The organism is Sphingomonas sp. QA11, assembly GCF_028473665.1.
In the GTDB taxonomy this organism is placed as follows: Bacteria; Pseudomonadota; Alphaproteobacteria; order Sphingomonadales; family Sphingomonadaceae; genus Sphingomonas; species Sphingomonas phytovorans.
On the sequence record NZ_CP098774.1, the window covers coordinates 466052 to 483168 of the forward strand.

17 protein-coding genes and 1 pseudogene are annotated in these 17117 nt (G+C 65.5%); 9 read left to right on the plus strand and 9 right to left on the minus strand.

Annotated elements, in window-relative coordinates; all coding sequences use genetic code 11:
• Nucleotides 1–301: 301 nt before the first annotated feature.
• A complete protein-coding gene (locus NDN01_RS02235; protein WP_272625511.1) occupies nucleotides 302–742 on the minus strand; it encodes a hypothetical protein in 441 nt (146 codons plus the stop codon).
• 31 nt (nucleotides 743–773) lie between these two features.
• Nucleotides 774–1475, minus strand: coding sequence for a helix-turn-helix transcriptional regulator (locus NDN01_RS02240; RefSeq protein ID WP_272625512.1), 702 nt, complete (start codon nucleotides 1473–1475; stop codon nucleotides 774–776).
• Between the two features lie 96 nt (nucleotides 1476–1571).
• On the opposite strand from NDN01_RS02240, the gene NDN01_RS02245 reads away from it, so the two are divergent.
• The gene (locus NDN01_RS02245) at nucleotides 1572–1976 is read left to right on the plus strand and encodes a GFA family protein (protein WP_272625513.1); all 405 of its coding nucleotides are present in this window, start codon (nucleotides 1572–1574) and stop codon (nucleotides 1974–1976) included.
• A gap of 30 nt (nucleotides 1977–2006) precedes the next feature.
• On the opposite strand, the gene NDN01_RS02250 is transcribed toward NDN01_RS02245, so the two are convergent.
• From NDN01_RS02250 to NDN01_RS02265, 4 genes are all read right to left on the minus strand, one after another.
• Nucleotides 2007–2984 (minus strand): SMP-30/gluconolactonase/LRE family protein, encoded by a 978-nt coding sequence (locus NDN01_RS02250; RefSeq protein ID WP_272625514.1) that lies wholly within the window; start codon nucleotides 2982–2984, stop codon nucleotides 2007–2009.
• Nucleotides 2985–3010: 26 nt separating this feature from the next.
• On the minus strand, nucleotides 3011–3961 hold the full coding sequence (locus tag NDN01_RS02255; protein ID WP_272625515.1) for an aldo/keto reductase: 951 nt from the start codon (nucleotides 3959–3961) through the stop codon (nucleotides 3011–3013).
• Nucleotides 3958–4164, minus strand: a complete 207-nt coding sequence (locus NDN01_RS02260) for a hypothetical protein (protein ID WP_272625516.1) — start codon at nucleotides 4162–4164, stop codon at nucleotides 3958–3960. Before NDN01_RS02260 ends, NDN01_RS02255 begins: the two co-directional genes overlap by 4 nt.
• A 109-nt stretch (nucleotides 4165–4273) precedes the next feature.
• A complete protein-coding gene (locus NDN01_RS02265; protein WP_272625517.1) occupies nucleotides 4274–4564 on the minus strand; it encodes a hypothetical protein in 291 nt (96 codons plus the stop codon).
• A gap of 147 nt (nucleotides 4565–4711) precedes the next feature.
• Here NDN01_RS02265 and NDN01_RS02270 point away from each other — a divergent pair, with 147 nt between their 5' ends.
• The 7 genes and pseudogenes from NDN01_RS02270 (at nucleotide 4712) to NDN01_RS02300 (ending at nucleotide 11771) form a co-directional block, all read left to right on the plus strand.
• Nucleotides 4712–5683, plus strand: coding sequence for an ArsR/SmtB family transcription factor (locus NDN01_RS02270; protein WP_272625518.1), 972 nt, complete (start codon nucleotides 4712–4714; stop codon nucleotides 5681–5683).
• The gene (gene metF, locus NDN01_RS02275) at nucleotides 5680–6618 is read left to right on the plus strand and encodes a methylenetetrahydrofolate reductase (protein WP_272625519.1); all 939 of its coding nucleotides are present in this window, start codon (nucleotides 5680–5682) and stop codon (nucleotides 6616–6618) included. The genes NDN01_RS02270 and metF overlap by 4 nt, the downstream gene beginning before the upstream one ends.
• A gap of 11 nt (nucleotides 6619–6629) precedes the next feature.
• Nucleotides 6630–7676 carry a homocysteine S-methyltransferase family protein gene (locus NDN01_RS02280; protein ID WP_272625520.1) on the plus strand — a complete coding sequence of 349 codons (1047 nt, stop codon included), beginning with the start codon at nucleotides 6630–6632 and terminating at the stop codon, nucleotides 7674–7676.
• A gap of 103 nt (nucleotides 7677–7779) precedes the next feature.
• Nucleotides 7780–10383: a methionine synthase gene (metH, locus tag NDN01_RS02285; protein WP_443025189.1), complete on the plus strand. Its 2604-nt coding sequence runs from the start codon at nucleotides 7780–7782 to the stop codon at nucleotides 10381–10383.
• A gap of 124 nt (nucleotides 10384–10507) precedes the next feature.
• Nucleotides 10508–10837, plus strand: a pseudogene (locus NDN01_RS02290) (DMT family transporter).
• A gap of 309 nt (nucleotides 10838–11146) precedes the next feature.
• Nucleotides 11147–11482 (plus strand): hypothetical protein, encoded by a 336-nt coding sequence (locus NDN01_RS02295; protein WP_272625521.1) that lies wholly within the window; start codon nucleotides 11147–11149, stop codon nucleotides 11480–11482.
• 34 nt (nucleotides 11483–11516) lie between these two features.
• Nucleotides 11517–11771, plus strand: a complete 255-nt coding sequence (locus tag NDN01_RS02300; protein ID WP_272625522.1) for a hypothetical protein — start codon at nucleotides 11517–11519, stop codon at nucleotides 11769–11771.
• A 112-nt stretch (nucleotides 11772–11883) separates the two neighbouring features.
• On the opposite strand, the gene NDN01_RS02305 is transcribed toward NDN01_RS02300, so the two are convergent.
• Both NDN01_RS02305 and NDN01_RS02310 read right to left on the minus strand, forming a co-directional pair.
• Nucleotides 11884–12894 carry a phytanoyl-CoA dioxygenase family protein gene (locus NDN01_RS02305; RefSeq protein WP_272625523.1) on the minus strand — a complete coding sequence of 337 codons (1011 nt, stop codon included), beginning with the start codon at nucleotides 12892–12894 and terminating at the stop codon, nucleotides 11884–11886.
• A gap of 54 nt (nucleotides 12895–12948) precedes the next feature.
• Nucleotides 12949–14601 carry an alkaline phosphatase family protein gene (locus NDN01_RS02310; protein WP_272628460.1) on the minus strand — a complete coding sequence of 551 codons (1653 nt, stop codon included), beginning with the start codon at nucleotides 14599–14601 and terminating at the stop codon, nucleotides 12949–12951.
• An 89-nt stretch (nucleotides 14602–14690) separates the two neighbouring features.
• Here NDN01_RS02310 and NDN01_RS02315 point away from each other — a divergent pair, with 89 nt between their 5' ends.
• Nucleotides 14691–16736 carry a protein-disulfide reductase DsbD family protein gene (locus NDN01_RS02315; protein WP_272625525.1) on the plus strand — a complete coding sequence of 682 codons (2046 nt, stop codon included), beginning with the start codon at nucleotides 14691–14693 and terminating at the stop codon, nucleotides 16734–16736.
• A gap of 97 nt (nucleotides 16737–16833) precedes the next feature.
• On the opposite strand, the gene NDN01_RS02320 is transcribed toward NDN01_RS02315, so the two are convergent.
• A complete protein-coding gene (locus NDN01_RS02320) occupies nucleotides 16834–17112 on the minus strand; it encodes a hypothetical protein (RefSeq protein WP_272625526.1) in 279 nt (92 codons plus the stop codon).
• Nucleotides 17113–17117 lie beyond the last annotated feature (5 nt).

Genomic DNA, 17117 nt, shown 5'->3' on the forward strand with positions numbered 1-17117 from the left:
TATTCATCGTGCGGAACTCGTTTCAGGGTGAAGCGGTGCGCAATCGCCGCCTGGCTAGGGCGGATCGATATTCAGAACCTGCCCGTCGGCGGCGCAATATGGTTCGCGCGGAGGCGCCGAGGACGCCTAGTAGGTGCGGCCAGTGGCGCGCCCTGGTTTGCGATGACAAACATGTCCATGAACAGGCAAGTTGCCGGCGCACGATGATCAGGTCCGGAAATGAACTCTGCGTTCTCAGCGCCCTCCGCGCGAACCCTTCTCCTTGCTGTAACCGTGCCAGCGAAGGGAATATCGATCCGACCTAGATCTTCAGCAGGAGGATCGGCACCACCACGCCGGCCACCAGCATGATCGTCGAAAGCCGCCGCGTCGCGCGGTTGCTGAGCGCGATGATCATGCCCAGCACTGCCGACAGGATCAGCCCGATCGACATGATGACGGCGAAGATCTTGAAGGGCAGGGCCGATGGTTTGGGTTTCTGCGGCGTCTTGGGCGCCAACTTGGCGGCTGGCTTCGCATGCTCGTCGCCGCCCGCTTGTTTTGGCTGAGGCAGGCGGTCGTCCTTGTGGACGCTCGCCAGCCAGACGATCCATTCGGGCGGCGTGCCGCCCCAGCCCTTTTCCTCCTGAAGGCGAAACGTCTGCAACGCGCCGCTGAGCGCGAAGAAGATGATCGCCGGGGCAAGGAACATGCCGACATACAGATGATAGCGGCGAAGCTTCTGCAGGTTGTGGGCTTTCATGAATCCGCCCCTACGCTCGGCCACGATTCCGTCAACGGGAATCGCAGTGCCGTCGCCGTTCCACTTCAGTGAGCCATCGCGCTCGCAACTGGGCAGGGCGGGCGGGATAGCGCATGTCGAGCAGTTCGGCCGCCATGATCCGGTCGAGCCGGAAGCTCCGGAAATCCTCGCGCAACTCGCACCAGGCGATCAATATCCTCGCGCTATGGTGATAGCCGAGCAGCGCCGGCCATACGATCCGTTGAGTTGGTTCGCCATTCTCGGCGCGATAGGACAGGGCAATCTTGCGGCCCGCCCGGATCGCCTGGCGTAGTCCGGTGGCGTCGACCGCATCCTCGGGCATCCGCCATGCCGGCGGCGTCCGTGCCGCGGGATCGTCGACCAGCGCCCGCATCTCGGCCGGCACCACGGCGCCGATCTTCGCGATCAGGTTGCGCGCCGCATGGGCGAGCGCCGGGTCGCCATGCCCCGCCACCCATTGGGCGCCGAGGACCGCTGCCTCGACCTCTTCGGGATTGAGCATCAGCGGCGGCAGGTCGAAACCGCTTTCGAGGATATAGCCGATACCGGCTTCGCCCCTGATGGGCACGCGCTGCGCCGTCAGCGCCGCGATATCGCGATAGACTGATCGTTTCGAGGTTTCGAGCTCGGCCGCGATCGAGTCGGCCGTGATCGGGCGGCGCTCCCGGCGCAGGATCTGGACGATCTCGAACAGGCGGTCGGCGCGGCGCATGAGACGGTCCTAATGACAGGCTGCTGCCACCATGCTGGCAGCAGGGTGGCAGTATGTCGATCCCCGGAACGAACCAACAGTCAAAGGGAGATCATCATGCTGAAGACCTATCACGGCAGCTGCCATTGCGGCGCGGTCAAGTTCGAGGCCGACCTCGATCTCGCCACGGGCACTGGCAGGTGCAACTGCTCGATCTGCACCAAGCGGCGGGCCTGGGGGGTGACCATCAAGCCCGATGCCTTCCGTCTTCTCCAGGGCGCTGACTCGCTGTCGGATTATCAGTTCGGCACGCTGTCCGGTCATCACCGCTTCTGCCGGACATGCGGTTGCGCCCCGTTCGGCGACGGCCATGTCGAACAGATCGGCGGCGATTTCGTCAGCATCGCCGTCAACTGCCTCGATGAAGCGACCCCGCAGGAACTGGCGGATGCGCCGGTCAACTACGCCAATGGCCGCGACAATCTCTGGTGGGAGAAACCTGCGATCACCGCCTATCTATGAGGTGGGGCCGGCCGCGATCGGGGCCGGTCGTCACAGCTTTACGAATGCCAGTGCGTTGTTCGCGTTCATCGGCACGACCAGCTGGTTGGCGTCCATATCGAGGCACATCGATGCGGCGCTCGGGATGCCCGTGGCGACGAGCGTGGCCGCCTGGCCAGGCCGGATGCGCGAGATGCCGCCATGCAGCACGCTGCTGACATATTTGGTGCCGTCCGGCATGATCACCAGGCCGTCATTGCCGGCTTGCGCCGTGTGCTCGGTTCTCAGCAGCTTTGCTGCGGGCGAGAAGGTCAGCACTGAATCGTCACCGATGTTGACCACCACGATAGTGCCATCCTTGTCGATCGCGACGCCGTTCGGGCGCGACAGCGGCGCCCCTTCAAGGAAGATCGAGGTCCTGCCGTCGGGCGTGATCTTGTAGATCCGCCACGGCGTCTGGGCATCGGCGGTACCGGTCTGCGATCCGTAGATGGTGCCGTCCGCGGCCACCCCGATATCGTTGAGCCAGGCCACGTCGGGGCTTTTGATCTCGCCGGCCGGTGCGCCGGTCTTCAGGTCGAACATGCGGATGACGGAGACTCGTTTCGCGCCGTCGGCGGTGTCGCCGTCGCTGTCGGCGAGGTAGAGCTTGCCGTCGTGCACGTCGCTGCCGAACGGCTGGTTGAGCACCAGTCCGTTTCGGTTCACGCCGATCCAGCGCGAGGTGTGGACGGACCCGTCATGATTGATCAGCGAGACGAAGCCGTCGTTCGGCGCCTCTTTCTGCGCGGCGCCGCGGTTGACCGCCATGATCAGCTTGCGGGCCGGATCGTAGCTGCAGCTCTCCGCGCTGACGATCGCGCCATGGACCTTGACGTTCGAGGACATCGGGGTGTGCCTGCCCTCGATCGTCACGCCTAATGAGTCGCCCGCGGTGAAAGGCTGAGGGGTCGCGGGCGCCTGCTGCGCGCTGGCGGGCATGCCGGCAAGCAGAAGGGCGGCGAAAGTCGCCGCGACAATTGTCTTCATATCCTCGTCCCCCCTTTATTGGTCGTTCAGGCGCCGGCGTTGGTCAGCCGCTCCAGATGTGCCTCCGTCAACTCAAGGCCCATCGATCCGGCCAGTTCGTCGATCTGCGCGACACTGGTCGCGCTGGCGATCGGCGCGGTGACGCCGGGTTGCGCCGCCAGCCAGGCGAGGGCGATCTGGGCGAGCGTCGCGCCTGTCTCGGCCGCGACATCGTCCATCGCCGAAAGGACTGCCGTGCCCTTGCCTTCGAGCAGGTCGGTCATTCGCCCGCCGCGCACGCTTTTGCCGAGATCGTCGGCCGAGCGGTACTTGCCGGTGAGGAAGCCGGAAGCGAGCCCGTAATAGGGCACCACGCCGATATCGTGGACCACGCAATAGTCCTGCAATTCGCCCTCGAATTTGTGGCGGCTGACCAGATTATATTCAGGCTGGAGCACGTGATATTGCGGCAGGCCATGCGCGGTCGCCGCGTCATGTGCCGATTTCAGGCGCGCGGCGTGAAAGTTCGAGGCGCCGAGCGCGCGGACCTTGCCGGCATCGATCAGCTTGCTGAACGCCGCGAGCGCATCTTCCTGGGCGACCGCGTCATCGTCCTGATGCGCGAAATAGAGATCGATCCGCTCGATCCCGAGGCGCTTGAGCGACGCCTCCGCCGCGGCGGCGATCCGCGCGGGCGCCAGTTTCTCGCCGCCCTCGCCGGGCAGCATGCCGACCTTGGTGGCGATCTGCACCTTGTCGCGCTTGCCGCTGATGCGCAGCCACTCGCCGATCACGCTTTCGGATTCGCCGCCTTTATGGCCGGGCACCCAGGCAGAATAGACGTCTGCCGTATCGATCATCGTGCCGCCCGCCGCGACGAAGGCGTCGAGCACGGCGAAGCTTGCCGCCTTGTCCGCCGTCCAGCCGAAGACGTTGCCGCCGAGTACCAGCGGCGCGATGTGGAGATCGGTCGATCCCAGGCGGCGAAGATTGGTCATTGCGGCTGCTCCTCGTTGCCGTCGTCGATCTGGTTGGCCGACACCGCGTTCATGTCGACGCTGTTGGCGTCGAGCATCGCCGCGGCGTCGTTGAGCGCGCGCGCCTCGGCCGGCGTGGCGGCGCCCGGCGTATTGTTGTCGCCACTACAGGCGGCGAGCAACAACGCGCCGGCCAGCAGGCTCCCGGACCTCGAATAGGCCATTCGCTTGTCTCTCCGTTCGTTCCGGGCTTGTCGAAGGACCGGTCGGCCTTGCAATGTCAAAGTTGAACGCAGCGCTTCGACATGCCCGGCACGATCGGCCGGGAAGCGCCTAGTCCTCGATCTCGCTGCCCGCTGCCTTCATTGCGTTGCCCGTCTTGTCCATCGCGCGGTCGGTTGCATTGCCAATCGCATTGCCGGCATTGTCGATCGACGCCTCGGCCGCGCCGAGCGCACGGTCGGCGGCGGCGCCCGTATCGGCGGCGGCCTCGCTCATCGTCGCATTGGCGTCGGCGGCGATGGTGTCGGCTGCCTGGGCGGTTTCGTTCTGTGCCTTCGGGCTGCAGGCGCCAAGGCCGATGGTTGCGGCCAGCACGAGCGGCAGGGCCAGGAATTTCCTCATCTGTCAGACTCCCTCTTCTCAGATGCGCGCCGGCATCGGGCGCGTCGTGGTGGACGCTATCGAACGGGCGAGACGCGCGCAATCGGCTTCGGTTCCCTCGTCTCGGCGTTGACCTCATATAAAGATATCTTTATATGTCGATTCACGATGACCCTCGCCCTCGACATATTCCGCGCGCTCGCGGACGCCACCCGGCTTCGCATCCTCGCGCTGCTGCGCTCGATGGAGCTGTCGGTCGGCGAGCTGGCACAGGTGCTCGGACAAAGCCAGCCGCGCGTCAGCCGCCACGTTAAGATCCTGTGCGACGCGGGCCTTGCGGAGCGGCGCAAGGAGGGCAGCTGGGTGTTCGTGGCGCTTGGCGCCGCCTCGAAGGTCGATCCGGTGCTCGCCTCGCTTGACGAATGGGGCAAGGTCGAGCCTGACCACTGGGCGGTGGCGGATGCGGCGCGGCTCGCGGCGGTGCGCGCCGACCGCGCTGCCTCGGCGGCCGGCTGGTTCGAGGCGAATGCCGGTCAATGGGATGCGATCCGCTCGCTGCATATCGCGGAGAGCGAGGTCGAGGCGGCGATGTCGGCGGTGCTTGGCGACGCGCCGATCGGCCAGCTCATCGATATCGGCACCGGCACCGGCCGCATGCTGGAGCTGTTCGCCGGCCGCGCGAAATATGCGCTGGGTATCGACCGCAGTTCGGAAATGCTCCGCCTTGCCCGTGCCAAGCTGTCCGAGCGCGGGCTCGCCAACACTGAACTGCGTCAGGCGGATTTGTACGCGCTGCCGCTCGGCGATGGCGAGGCGGACGCGGCGATCCTTCACCACGTGCTCCATTTCGCTCAGCAGCCTGGCGCTGCCATCGCCGAGGCGGCGCGGGTACTGGCCGATGGCGGGCGCCTGCTCATCGCGGATTTCGCGTCGCACGACCGCGAGGATCTGCGGACCCGCGACGCGCATACGCGCCTCGGTTTTTCGGACGAGCAGATCGCGGCGTGGTTCGATGCCGCCGGGCTGGTCTCGGCGCGGACCGAGACGCTTGAGGGCGGCGAACTGACGGTGAAACTCTGGCTGGCGCGCAAGGCGGCGGCCCCAAAACAGATACCGGTACGAGAGGTTAAGGCAGCATGACGACCCAGAACCCGCAAAGCGAAGCGCGTCGCGCCCAGGCGTCGCCCTTGTTCGCTGATCTCGCGGGCGACGCACAGGTGTCGTTCGAGTTCTTCCCGCCCAAGACGCCCAAGATGGAAGAAACCCTGTGGGAGGCGGTGAAGACGCTTGAGCCGCTCGGCCCGCGTTTCGTCTCGGTCACCTATGGCGCTGGCGGGTCGACCCGCGAACGCACCCATGCGACGGTCGCGCGGATCCAGCGCGAGACCTCGCTGGCGGCTGCCGCGCACCTCACCTGCGTCGAGGCGAGCAAGACCGAGATCGATCAGGTGGCGGAGGAATATTGGGCCGCCGGCGTTCGGCATATCGTCGCGCTGCGCGGCGATCCGCCCGTTGCCGGTGCGAAGTTCGCTGCGCATCCTGATGGTTATGAGAATGCGGCCGCGCTGGTCGCTGGCCTGAAGAAGCTTCATCCGTTCGAGATCTCGGTCGCCGCCTATCCCGAATGCCACCCGGATTCGCCGGACGCGACGGCGGATATCGACAATCTCAAGCGAAAGCTTGATGCCGGCGCGAACCGGGCGATCACCCAGTTCTTCTTCTCGCCAGAGGCATTTTTCCGTTTCCGTGACCGTGTCGCCGCGGCCGGGATCACGGCGGAAATCGTTCCCGGCATCCTGCCCGTCTCCAACGTGGCGCAGACCCGCAAGTTCGCGGCGATGTGCGGCGCCGGGATCCCCGACTGGATGGGCCGCTTGTTCGACGGGCTCGACGATCACCCCGCCGCGCGCCAGCTCGTCGCGGCGACGGTCGCCGCCGAGATGTGCCGCCGGCTCTATGCCGGCGATGTGCGCAGCTTCCATTTCTACACGCTCAACCGCGCCGAACTGAGCTTCGCGATCTGCCACATGCTTGGGTTGCGCGCGAAGGTACCGGCGCATGAGGCGGCGGCCTGAAGGATATGACCATGACTGCACGCGAGACACTGCTGGCCGAGGCCGCCAAGCGAATCCTCATCACTGACGGCGCGTTCGGCACCGAGATCCAGAACTGGAAGCTGAGCGAGGCCGACTATGCCGGTACGCTCGGTCTGGCCAAGGACCAGAAGGGCAATAACGACATCCTGGCGCTGACCAAGCCCGAGGTGCCGGAGACGATCACCCGCGAATATCTCGACGCCGGATCCGACATCGTCTCGACCAATACCTTCAGCGCCAATGTGATCAGCCAGGCCGATTATGCGGCAGAGAGCCTGGTCAAGGAAATCAACATCGCCTCCGCGCAGATCGCGCGCCGGCTGGCCGACCAATATGCCGCGAAAGACGGTCGCCCGCGCTTCGTCGCCGGCGCGATCGGGCCGACCAACAAGACGCTGTCGTTGTCGCCCGACGTCAACGACCCCGGCTTCCGGGAGATCGACTTCGACTATCTGAAGGATGTCTATCGCGAACAGATCGACGCGCTGCTCGAAGGCGGCGTCGATTTCATCCTGATCGAGACGGTGTTCGACACCCTCAACGCCAAGGCCGGCGTCATGGCGGCGCTTGAGGCGGCGGATGCGCTCGGCCGCGACGTGCCGATCATGCTGTCGATGACCCTGACCGACCTGTCGGGCCGCAATCTTTCCGGCCATACGGTCGAGGCATTCTGGCACGCAGTGCGCCACGCAAGGCCGATCACCATCGGGCTCAACTGCTCGTTCGGGGCCGAACAGCTCCGCCCGCATGTGCGCACGCTCAGCGATATCGCCGACACGCTGATCATGGTTTATCCGAACGCGGGCCTCCCCAACGAACTCGGCGAATATGACGAGCAGCCGGCGACCACCGCCGGGCTGGTGCGCGAATGGGCGGCCAACGGCCAGGTCAACATCCTGGGCGGCTGCTGCGGATCGACCCCCGCGCATATCGCGGCGATCGCCGGGGCGGTCGCCGGTCTCCCCCCGCGCGCGCCAGCGGTGCCGCCGGTGAGGACCCGGCTCGCCGGGCTGGAGCCGATGACGATGGGCGCGTAGGCGCAGGGACAACCCAAACCGTTCGTGTCGAGCGAAGTCGAGACACAATGACGGCGCGCTCACCCAGCTTTCTCGACTTCGCTCGAAACGAACGGATTTTATTTTGGCCTCTGCCCCCTCCACCGCCCAGTTCGTCAATATCGGCGAGCGCACCAACGTCACCGGGTCGGCGCGCTTCAAGAAGCTGATCATGGCGGGTGACTATGCCGCCGCGGTCGAGGTCGCGCTGCAGCAGGTGGAATCGGGCGCCCAGGTGCTTGACGTCAACATGGACGAGGGTCTGCTCGACGCCGAAGTGGCGATGACCACCTTCCTGAAGCTGATCGCCGCCGAGCCGGATATCGCGCGAATCCCTTTCATGGTCGACAGCTCGAAATGGTCGGTGATCGAGGCCGGGCTGAAATGCGTCAGCGGCAAGCCGATCGTGAATTCGATCAGCATGAAGGAAGGGGAAGCTCAGTTCCTTTCTCAGGCCAGGAAGGTCATGCACTATGGCGCCGCCGTCGTCGTCATGGCGTTCGACGAGGTGGGCCAGGCGGATACCAGGGATCGCAAGGTCGAGATCTGCGAACGTGCCTATAACCTGCTGATGGGCATCGGCTTTCCGCCCGAGGATATCATCTTCGATCCCAACATCTTCGCCGTGGCGACGGGGATCGAGGAGCACAACAACTATGCGGTCGATTTCATCGAGGCCTGCAAGGAGATCAAGGCGCGCCTCCCGCATTGCCACATTTCCGGCGGCCTTTCGAACCTCAGCTTCTCGTTCCGCGGCAATGAGCCGGTGCGCCGCGCGATGCATTCGGTGTTCCTCTATTATGCGATCCCGGCCGGGCTGGACATGGCGATCGTCAATGCCGGGCAACTCGACGTGTACGACACGATCGATCCGGAACTGCGCCAGGCTTGTGAGGACGTCATCCTCAACAAGGACGAGGGGGGGACCGAACGGCTGATCGCTCTCGCGGAACGCTACAAGGGCACTGACGAGGTCGCCGAGAAGCAGGCGGCCGAATGGCGTGGCTGGCCCGTCGCCAAGCGGCTGGAACATGCCCTGGTCAAGGGCATCGACGCGCATGTCGTCGATGACACGGAGGAAGCGCGGCAGCTCTACGCCCGCCCGATCGAAGTGATCGAAGGCCCGCTGATGGATGGCATGAACGTCGTCGGCGACCTGTTCGGCTCGGGCAAGATGTTCCTGCCCCAGGTGGTGAAGTCGGCGCGCGTGATGAAGAAGGCGGTGGCGCATCTGCTGCCCTTCATCGAGGCGGCCAAGGAGCCCGGTGCGCGCGGGAAGGGCAAGATCATCATGGCGACCGTGAAGGGCGACGTGCATGATATCGGCAAGAACATCGTTGGCGTCGTGCTCCAGTGCAACGGCTTCGACGTGGTCGACATGGGCGTCATGGTGCCCTGGTCCGACATCCTGAAGGCGGCGAACGAGAATGACGCCGACATGATCGGCCTGTCCGGCCTGATCACCCCGTCGCTCGACGAGATGGTCACCGTCGCCGAGGAGATGAAGCGTTCCGGCATGACGATGCCGCTGCTGATCGGCGGCGCCACCACGTCGAAGGTCCATACCGCGTTGCGCATCGCCCCTGCCTATGATGGTCCCGTGGTCCATGTGCTCGACGCCAGCCGTGCGGTCGGCGTCGCCTCGACCCTGGTCAGCGACACGCAGAAAGACGCCTTCGTCCTAAAGACCGCCGACGAATATGAGGCGGTGCGCGTCGCCCGCGCCGGTCGCAGCCAGAGCGAACTGGTCACGCTCCAGGTCGCACGCGACAATGCGTTCGAGGCTGACATGAACCTCAAGCCGCCGACGCCGCTTCAGCCCGGCGTGCACATCTTCCGCGACTGGGACCTGGCCGAACTGCGCGAGGTGATCGACTGGACGCCCTTCTTCCGCGCCTGGGAACTGGCCGGCAACTACCCGGCCATTCTGGACGACAAGGTCGTCGGGGAAAGCGCGCGCAGCCTGTTCGCCGATGCCAATGCGATGCTCGACAAGATCGTTGCCGAGAAGTGGCTGGTCGCGCGGGGCGTGGCGGGCCTGTGGCCATGCCGCCGCGAAGGCGACGACGTCATCATCCATCTCGAGGACGAGAGCCATGTGACATTGCCCTTCCTCCGCCAGCAGATCGCCAAGCGCGAGGGCAGGGCGAACATGTGCCTCGCCGACTTCATCAGCCATGATGGCGACTGGATCGGCGGCTTCGCGGTCAGCGTGCACGGCATCGAACCGCACCTCGCCCGCTTCAAGGCGGCGATCGACGATTATTCGGACATCCTGTTGAAGGCGCTGGCCGATCGCTTCGCCGAGGCGCTGGCCGAGGCGATGCACCGCCATGTCCGTACCACGCTCTGGGGCTATGCGCCTGACGAGCAGCTTACCAACGAAGCGCTGATCAGGGAGCAATATCGCGGCATCCGCCCGGCGCCCGGTTATCCGGCCTGCCCCGACCACAGCCTGAAGCCGACCCTGTTCAAGCTGCTCGATGCCCATCACGCGACGGGCATCTCGCTGACGGAAAGCTTCGCGATGTTGCCGACGGCGGCTGTCTCCGGCTTTTATTTCGGCCATCCCGAGGCCGAATATTTCGGCGTGGCGCGCGTCGGGCGCGATCAGCTCGAGGAATATGCCGGGCGGCGCGGGGTTGATCTCCAGACCGCCGAGCGGTGGCTGCGGCCCAACCTGGACTGATCTTTTCATTTCTTCCCGTCGCGGACGGGGAGAGAGCGATCCGGAGGAGGGCGGAAGGGATATTTCGGGACATGTCGGCACGGCGCGTCGTGCCAATGCTGCGCCGACACTCTATGGTTCGGCGATGTCCTATCTCTATCTCGCCATCGCGATCGCCTCGGAGGTGTGCGCCACGTCCTTCATGAAGCTGTCGGAAGGGTTCACCTGACCGGTGCCGTCGATCGTCACCATCGTCGGCTATGGAATCGCCTTCTATTTCCTGTCGCTTACCCTGAGGACGATCCCGACGGGCGTCGCCTATGCGATCTGGTCCGGCGTCGGCATCGTCCTGATCGCGGCGATCGCCTGGATCTTCCACGGGCAGAAGCTCGATGCCGCCGCCATCGCTGGCATGACGCTGATCATTGCGGGTGTGCTGGTGATGAATGTCTTTTCGAAAGCGGCGGCGCATTGAGCCGGTCGCGCGTTCGTTGCTATCAGGAGCCACAGGCTCGTCATCACGCCGCCGGTGCCGATACTGTACCCTTTTCTAAGGTCAGGACTCATTGAAGTGAGAGGCTCGAAATCGGAATTGGCCCGCTCTCTCTCTCTCTCTCTCTCTCTCTCTAAGTTCTTGTTGTCGCAGCGTGAAAAGCTAGACCGCGAACTCAAGAACGACAGCTTTCGGCATGAACGTTGAACGGTCGACATTGGTGGTTAGCGGCCCGACAAGTGTTCGCTCGTTTCGGTGGAAGGCGGACACAAACAGCGATAGGCTGGCGCCATGAGAGTGACGAAAGGCGGCAACTTTTTCCGGGGCAGCCACATCCCCGGTCCGACGCATAATCTCTTGAGAATGCGAGTTCAGCCCACGCACAACGGTGGCTTCGACGTGCGGGTCTTACCGGCCATTGGTGGTTGCTCCCATGGGGACCCCATCGACGCCGATGAGACTCGCGGCTGGATCAGCGTAGGTGTCGAGCGTGCCAACGATGAACTTGGGACCAGCTACGGCGTCGTCGAAGCAGAGGTTGTCGCGAACGACAGTCGGAGACCCGAAGTTTACGCCGAGTTAGCGCGTCGGATCGTCCTCGCCGTGCATCAGGAAGCCGGGGCCTAACGTCCGCTATCGGGGCCCCCACCGGCCACCGCGAATGGCAAGAATTGCGGCGAATGCGGTCATCCAGAATTATGAGGCCATCATTCAGGCAGTCAGCGAATGCCGCGGAGCGCCGATTCAAATCGCACCAAGCCCGTCGCAACATGATCTCCACCGAAGCCCTTCGGTCCTGCTCTTTCTCATTTTCGCAACGCTGGTTTCCCTATTCCGGCAGGGATTTTCCCTGTTATCCGATAACAGGGAATTCAATATCAAGGCATTGAATATATTCGACAATATCGACGAATAAGCGTCCTGTTCCGCCTGGAAAAAAGAAGTTCCCTGTAAATTTCCCTGTTAATTGCCTGGAACAGGGAAATTGGGATGTCCGGGGCGGATATGATCCCGCTGGCGGGGCCGCGCTACCGCCATACCGGATTTGACGTCAGGTCCGCCGGATACATGTTCACATATTGCGCCATGCGCGGCCGGGCGGCGCGGTTCGGGCTTGCGCCGTGGGGCAGGTCCTGCCGCCAGAGGATGAGGTCGCCCGCACCGGCGGCGATCGGCACGGCCCGGTCGCTCAGGTCGATCGTCCGCGGGTCCCCATCGCCCACGCTTCCGAGCCAGTCCTCGATTCCGTGATGGAAACCCGGCACGAGCTGAAGCGCGCCCTGATCCCCGGTGGTCTCGGTCAGATAGAGGATGCCCTGGGTCGCGAACGGGATCGGCAGGGCAAGGCTCATGTCGAAATGCAGGTTCGGCCCGGGAAAGGTGAAACCCGGCCGCTCGGGCGGGTTGAAGCTCAGCCGGTCGGTGATCATCCAGAGGTCGGCGGTTCCCCAGAGCTGGGCGAATGCCTTGTGCACCCGTGGCGATTGTCGCGCCGCTTCCATCGCTGAATCCTGGAAGTGCTGGACCATGATGCCGTTGGGGCGGCGTTCGTACCAGCTTTGCGGATCGTCGGGCGTCGCGTTCACCTGCCGCCAGAGCAGCTCCTCGGCCGCTCTGGCCTGATCCGGGGTGATTGCCTGGCGCAGGATGACGAAGCCATGTTCGTCCCAATGCGCCAGATCCTCCCGGTCGAGGACGGGCGGGGCCTCGTCGATCGCCCGCAGCCTCTGCGCGATCCCGTCCGGCGGCGGCGCGCCGTCGAGCCATGCATGATAGCGCGCGACCTTCAGCGGATCGGGCTCCCCGGCGGTTTCCAGGACCCAGGCCTGGAATGTCGGCAAATCGGGCTGCTCGGCGCCAAGATATTTCAGCGTCTGCTCGAGCCCGAGACCCAGCACGTCGAGCAACGGGCGCGACTGGGTTTCCCGGTTCGCCTCCGCCTGCGACCGGAAGGTGCAGCGCGCCCAATAATCTTCAAGCCCGCGGATATGGGGCAGATGGTCCGGGGCGGAGGCGAGCGCGGCTGAGGAAGCGGTCATCGGGGCCCAACATCGATCAGCGCCACGGCCTCGTCAACCGTCCCGGCATCTCCGTCAGTGGCAGGTCGAACCCAGCCCCGCATCGAGATCCAGGCACCGGCCATCCGGCTTGGGCGCTGAGACCGGCAGGCCGATCAGGCCGGCGAGCGTCGGCATGATGTCGACCGTTTCGACCGACAAGGGCTGCTCGAACCCGGTCATGCCCTTGCGCCAGAACAGGATGGGCACCCGGCGGTCATAGTCCCAGAAGCTGCCATGGGTAGCGACGCTGCCCCTAGTCGGATCGGCGATCGGCGTGATGCGCGGCTTCATCGCGACAAGAATGTCGCCCGATCGCGGCGCGTAATAGGAAGCACGGGCACGCTGGAGCAATGTCCAGGTTTCGGGCGGCCCGCTCGGGCTCGGCGTCGCCGCGATCGCGCTGGCGGGGAGGGCATCGGCGACCTGGGGATGGGCGCGGATTCGGGCAAGCGCTTCCTTCAAGACCGCGGCATGCTGCTCCTTCGTCAGCGTCGGGTCGATCCAGACATCGCCCGAACCGGCATCGCCGTAGAGCAGCGGGCCGGTGACCTTGAGCTTCAGCTTGGCGATGATGTCCTCGCCGATGCCGGCCAGGGTGAAATTCGGGTCGATCCGCGCCGCTTCGGGGATGCCGTGTTCACGGTTACGCTCCGGCAGGTCGTGGCCGCCATGGTCGGCGGTGAGCGCCACGGCATAATCGACTCCGGTCTTGTCGAGTATGTCGAAGAAGGAGCCGAGCGACCGGTCGAGATTGGCGAGTTGCACGCACATCTCGTTACCCTCGGTGCCATAGCCATGGCCGACATAGTCGGTGGCCGAGGCGCCGACCGCGATCAGGTCGGTCGCGCTGCCCTGGCCGAGCTTCATGTCCTGGATCATGCCGGCGGCGAGCGCGAGGATCGCGGCGTCGAAGGCGGGCGAGGCGCGGAACTTGCCCGCGTCGCCGGCGGCTCGCTCGAAACGGCCGCTGCCGACGGTCTTGCCGCCGCCGACCGGGATGGCGCGGTCGTGCGGCAGGCAGAAATCGGGTTCGTCGAGCGGCCCCTGTGCCTGCGCGATCAGCGCCGACACGGTTGTGTTGGTACGCTCGACCACCGGCGGCGCGACTCGGCCGGCATAGGAGACGAACGCCTTGCCGTTCCACCACCAGAGCTCGTCCACCTTGTGGCCGCCCATCATCACCGCCGCGCGGTCCTTGCCTGCCACCGACACGACGCGCGCCGCCGGGTTCGCCGCCTTCATCCGCTCGCCGAGCGTCGGGACGAGCAGATGCTTGTCTGACACGGTATATTTGGAGGAGGTGCTGCCGGGCACGCTCTCGTCCTCGGCGCAATAGACCTGCTTGTCGGCCCGCGGCGTCTTCAGGTCGGTCCAGTTGTTGGCGATGATGCCGGTATGTTCGGGGCGGAACCCGGACAGGATGGTCGAATGGCCTGGGCAGGTCTCGGTCGCGGCATGGCTCTGATAGCCCGAGGGGAAGACCGCGCCGTTCAGCAGCCGCGCAAAGCCACCGGTGAAGCGGTTGCGATATTCGGCGAACAGGTCGGCGGAGAATTGATCGACCGAGATGGTGACGATCAGCTTCGGCGGGGTCCGGGGGGCGGCTGCGGCGCTTGGCGGGGGCGTTTCCTGGGCCTGGAGCGGGGCCGACAAGGCGATGGCGGCCAGGGTGGCGATCGATGCCAATCTTTTCACGTGTTGTTTCTCCGCGCTCAGGTGCAATGCACCCCACCTGCCGCTATGGGCGAGTGGGTGACTGCCGACAAGGATGGGCGATGCGCGCGTTCGGTTACCTGATTGTGACGATGCTGGCCGCGATGTTCGCGGCGGCAAGCGCCCCGGCGGAGGCGCCGGGCGCCCTTGGCAAGGGCCCGCACCTCGCGATGCGCCTGGTCGCCGAGAGCATGACGCCGGCCGCCGGGCAGGACGTGGCGCTCGCGCTCGACTCGCGGCCCGAGCCTGGCTGGCACGGCTATTGGCAGAACCCTGGCGACGCGGGCTTTCCGGCGACGCTCAAATGGACTCTGCCCAAGGGCGTGACCGCGGGCGAGCCGGCCTATCCGGTTCCAGGCATGCTGCTGATGGCCGGCCTGATGAACTATGTGTTCGAGGCGCCCTACGCGCCGCTGGTCACGCTCAGGATACCGGCCGGACTCGCGCCGGGAACGGCGCTGCCGGTGAAGCTCTATGCGCAATATCTCGTCTGCACCAAGACGGTTTGCGTGCCAGAGGAGGCGGATCTGTCGGTCGACCTGACGATCGGCGACGGCGCGGTCACGGCTGAATCCCGCGCGCGTTTCGATGCCTGGCGCCGAGCGATCCCGAAGCCGCTCGATGCGAAGGCGAGCTTTCAGGCCGCGGCGGGACAGATCCGGATCGCCATCCCCTATCCCGCGAGCGCGCCGCTGGCCGACGCTTATTTCTTCCCGGTCACGACCGGCCTGGTCGATTATGCGGCCGGGCAGAAGGTCTCCCACGACGGCGACCGGGTCGTGGTCGAGACCAAGGCCGGCGTCAGCGGCGGCGCGGGGCCGCTGGTCGGCGTGCTGCGGATCGCGCCGGGGCAGGGGCTGATGGTGACGGCGGCGGCCGGAACCGTCGCTGCCTCTTCGACTGGCATTCCGGACGGTGTCCTGATGGCGACGCTGATCGCCTTTGCCGGTGCGATGCTTGGTGGGCTGATCCTCAACATAATGCCCTGCGTCTTCCCGATCCTGAGCCTGAAGGCGCTCAGCCTCGCGCGCGGGCATCTCGATGAACGCTCGGCGCGGCACGAGGCGCTTGCCTATACCGCGGGGGTGGTCGCGGTATGCGTGGCGCTGGGCGGCGCGATCCTCGCGCTCCGGGCTGGCGGCAGCGCGGTCGGCTGGGCGTTCCAGCTTCAGGATCCGCGGGCGATCATGCTGCTGCTGCTGCTCACCGTGGCGCTCTCGCTGAACCTCGGCGGCCTGTTCGAGATTCCCACGCCGCGCTTCGTCAACCAGGCTGGTGGTGCCGGCGGTGCCTTCGCGACCGGCGCGCTGGCGGCGTTCATCGCGACTCCCTGCACCGGCCCGTTCATGGGCGCGGCACTGGGCGCGGCACTGATCCTGCCCTGGCCCGCCGCGCTCGCTGTATTCGCCGGGCTCGGGCTTGGGCTTGCCTTACCCTTCCTGGCGCTGGGCTTCGTGCCGGCGCTGCGCAAGCGCCTGCCCAAACCGGGCGCCTGGATGGAGACGTTCCGCCGTTTCCTCTCGATCCCGATGTGGCTCACCGCCATCGCCCTGGTCTGGGTGCTTGGCCGCCAGACCGGCGTTGACGGCATGACTCAGGGGCTGCTCGTCGCGCTCGGCGCGGCGGTTATACTGTGGGCGGCCGGCCGCCGCCAGGCACGCGGGCTGGGCTTCGGTATCGTCGCCATCGCCCTGCTGCTCGCGATCGTCGCGGGCGGCATCTGGCTCGCCGCGACCGCGCACCGCCCCGAAGCGGCGGGCGCGAAGGCGGCCGGTATGGCTGAGCCGTTCAGCGAGGCGCGGCTTGCCGCGCTCCGGGCCGAGGGCAGGCCGGTGTTCGCCTATTTCACCGCCGACTGGTGCCTGACCTGCAAGGTCAACGAAAAGGTGGCGATCGAGACCGAAGCGACTCAATCCGCCTTTGCGGCGCACAAGGTCGCGGTAATGGTCGGCGACTGGACCGACGGCGATCCAGCGCTCGGCCGCTTCATCCAGGCGCACAACCGCGCCGGCGTGCCGCTCTACCTCTATTACGCGCCCGGCGCCGCCGAACCCCAGGTGTTGCCGCAGGTCCTCACACCCGGAATACTGGCGGCGCTCGGCTCTTGACGGGTAGAAGCAGGCGCTTGGTTTCGTCAGCACGCTGGCAGGAGCGGAACCGCACAAGATCGAAGAGATTTACGGCGAGCAAAGGGTCGCCGATTGATTAAATATCGACCTCCTCGGTCCAGTTTGGATTCTTCAGCGTCCCGGACCATTTGGGTTTTGAGTCCGCGAAGACGATAAGCCGCCAACCCACTTTTCCCAACGTGTTGCATTCGGCATGTTCGGGCAGGCGCTGGCCGGGGCGCATCACGATTTCACCGCTACACCTCGAGCATTGATAAATGCCCTGATACGCGACGGGACTCCCTGTCGCGAGCACTTCGTCGTAGCAGGGCTGGTCGCAATGCTTGAGATAGTCGCCATATTTGAACCAGGGCATGAGCG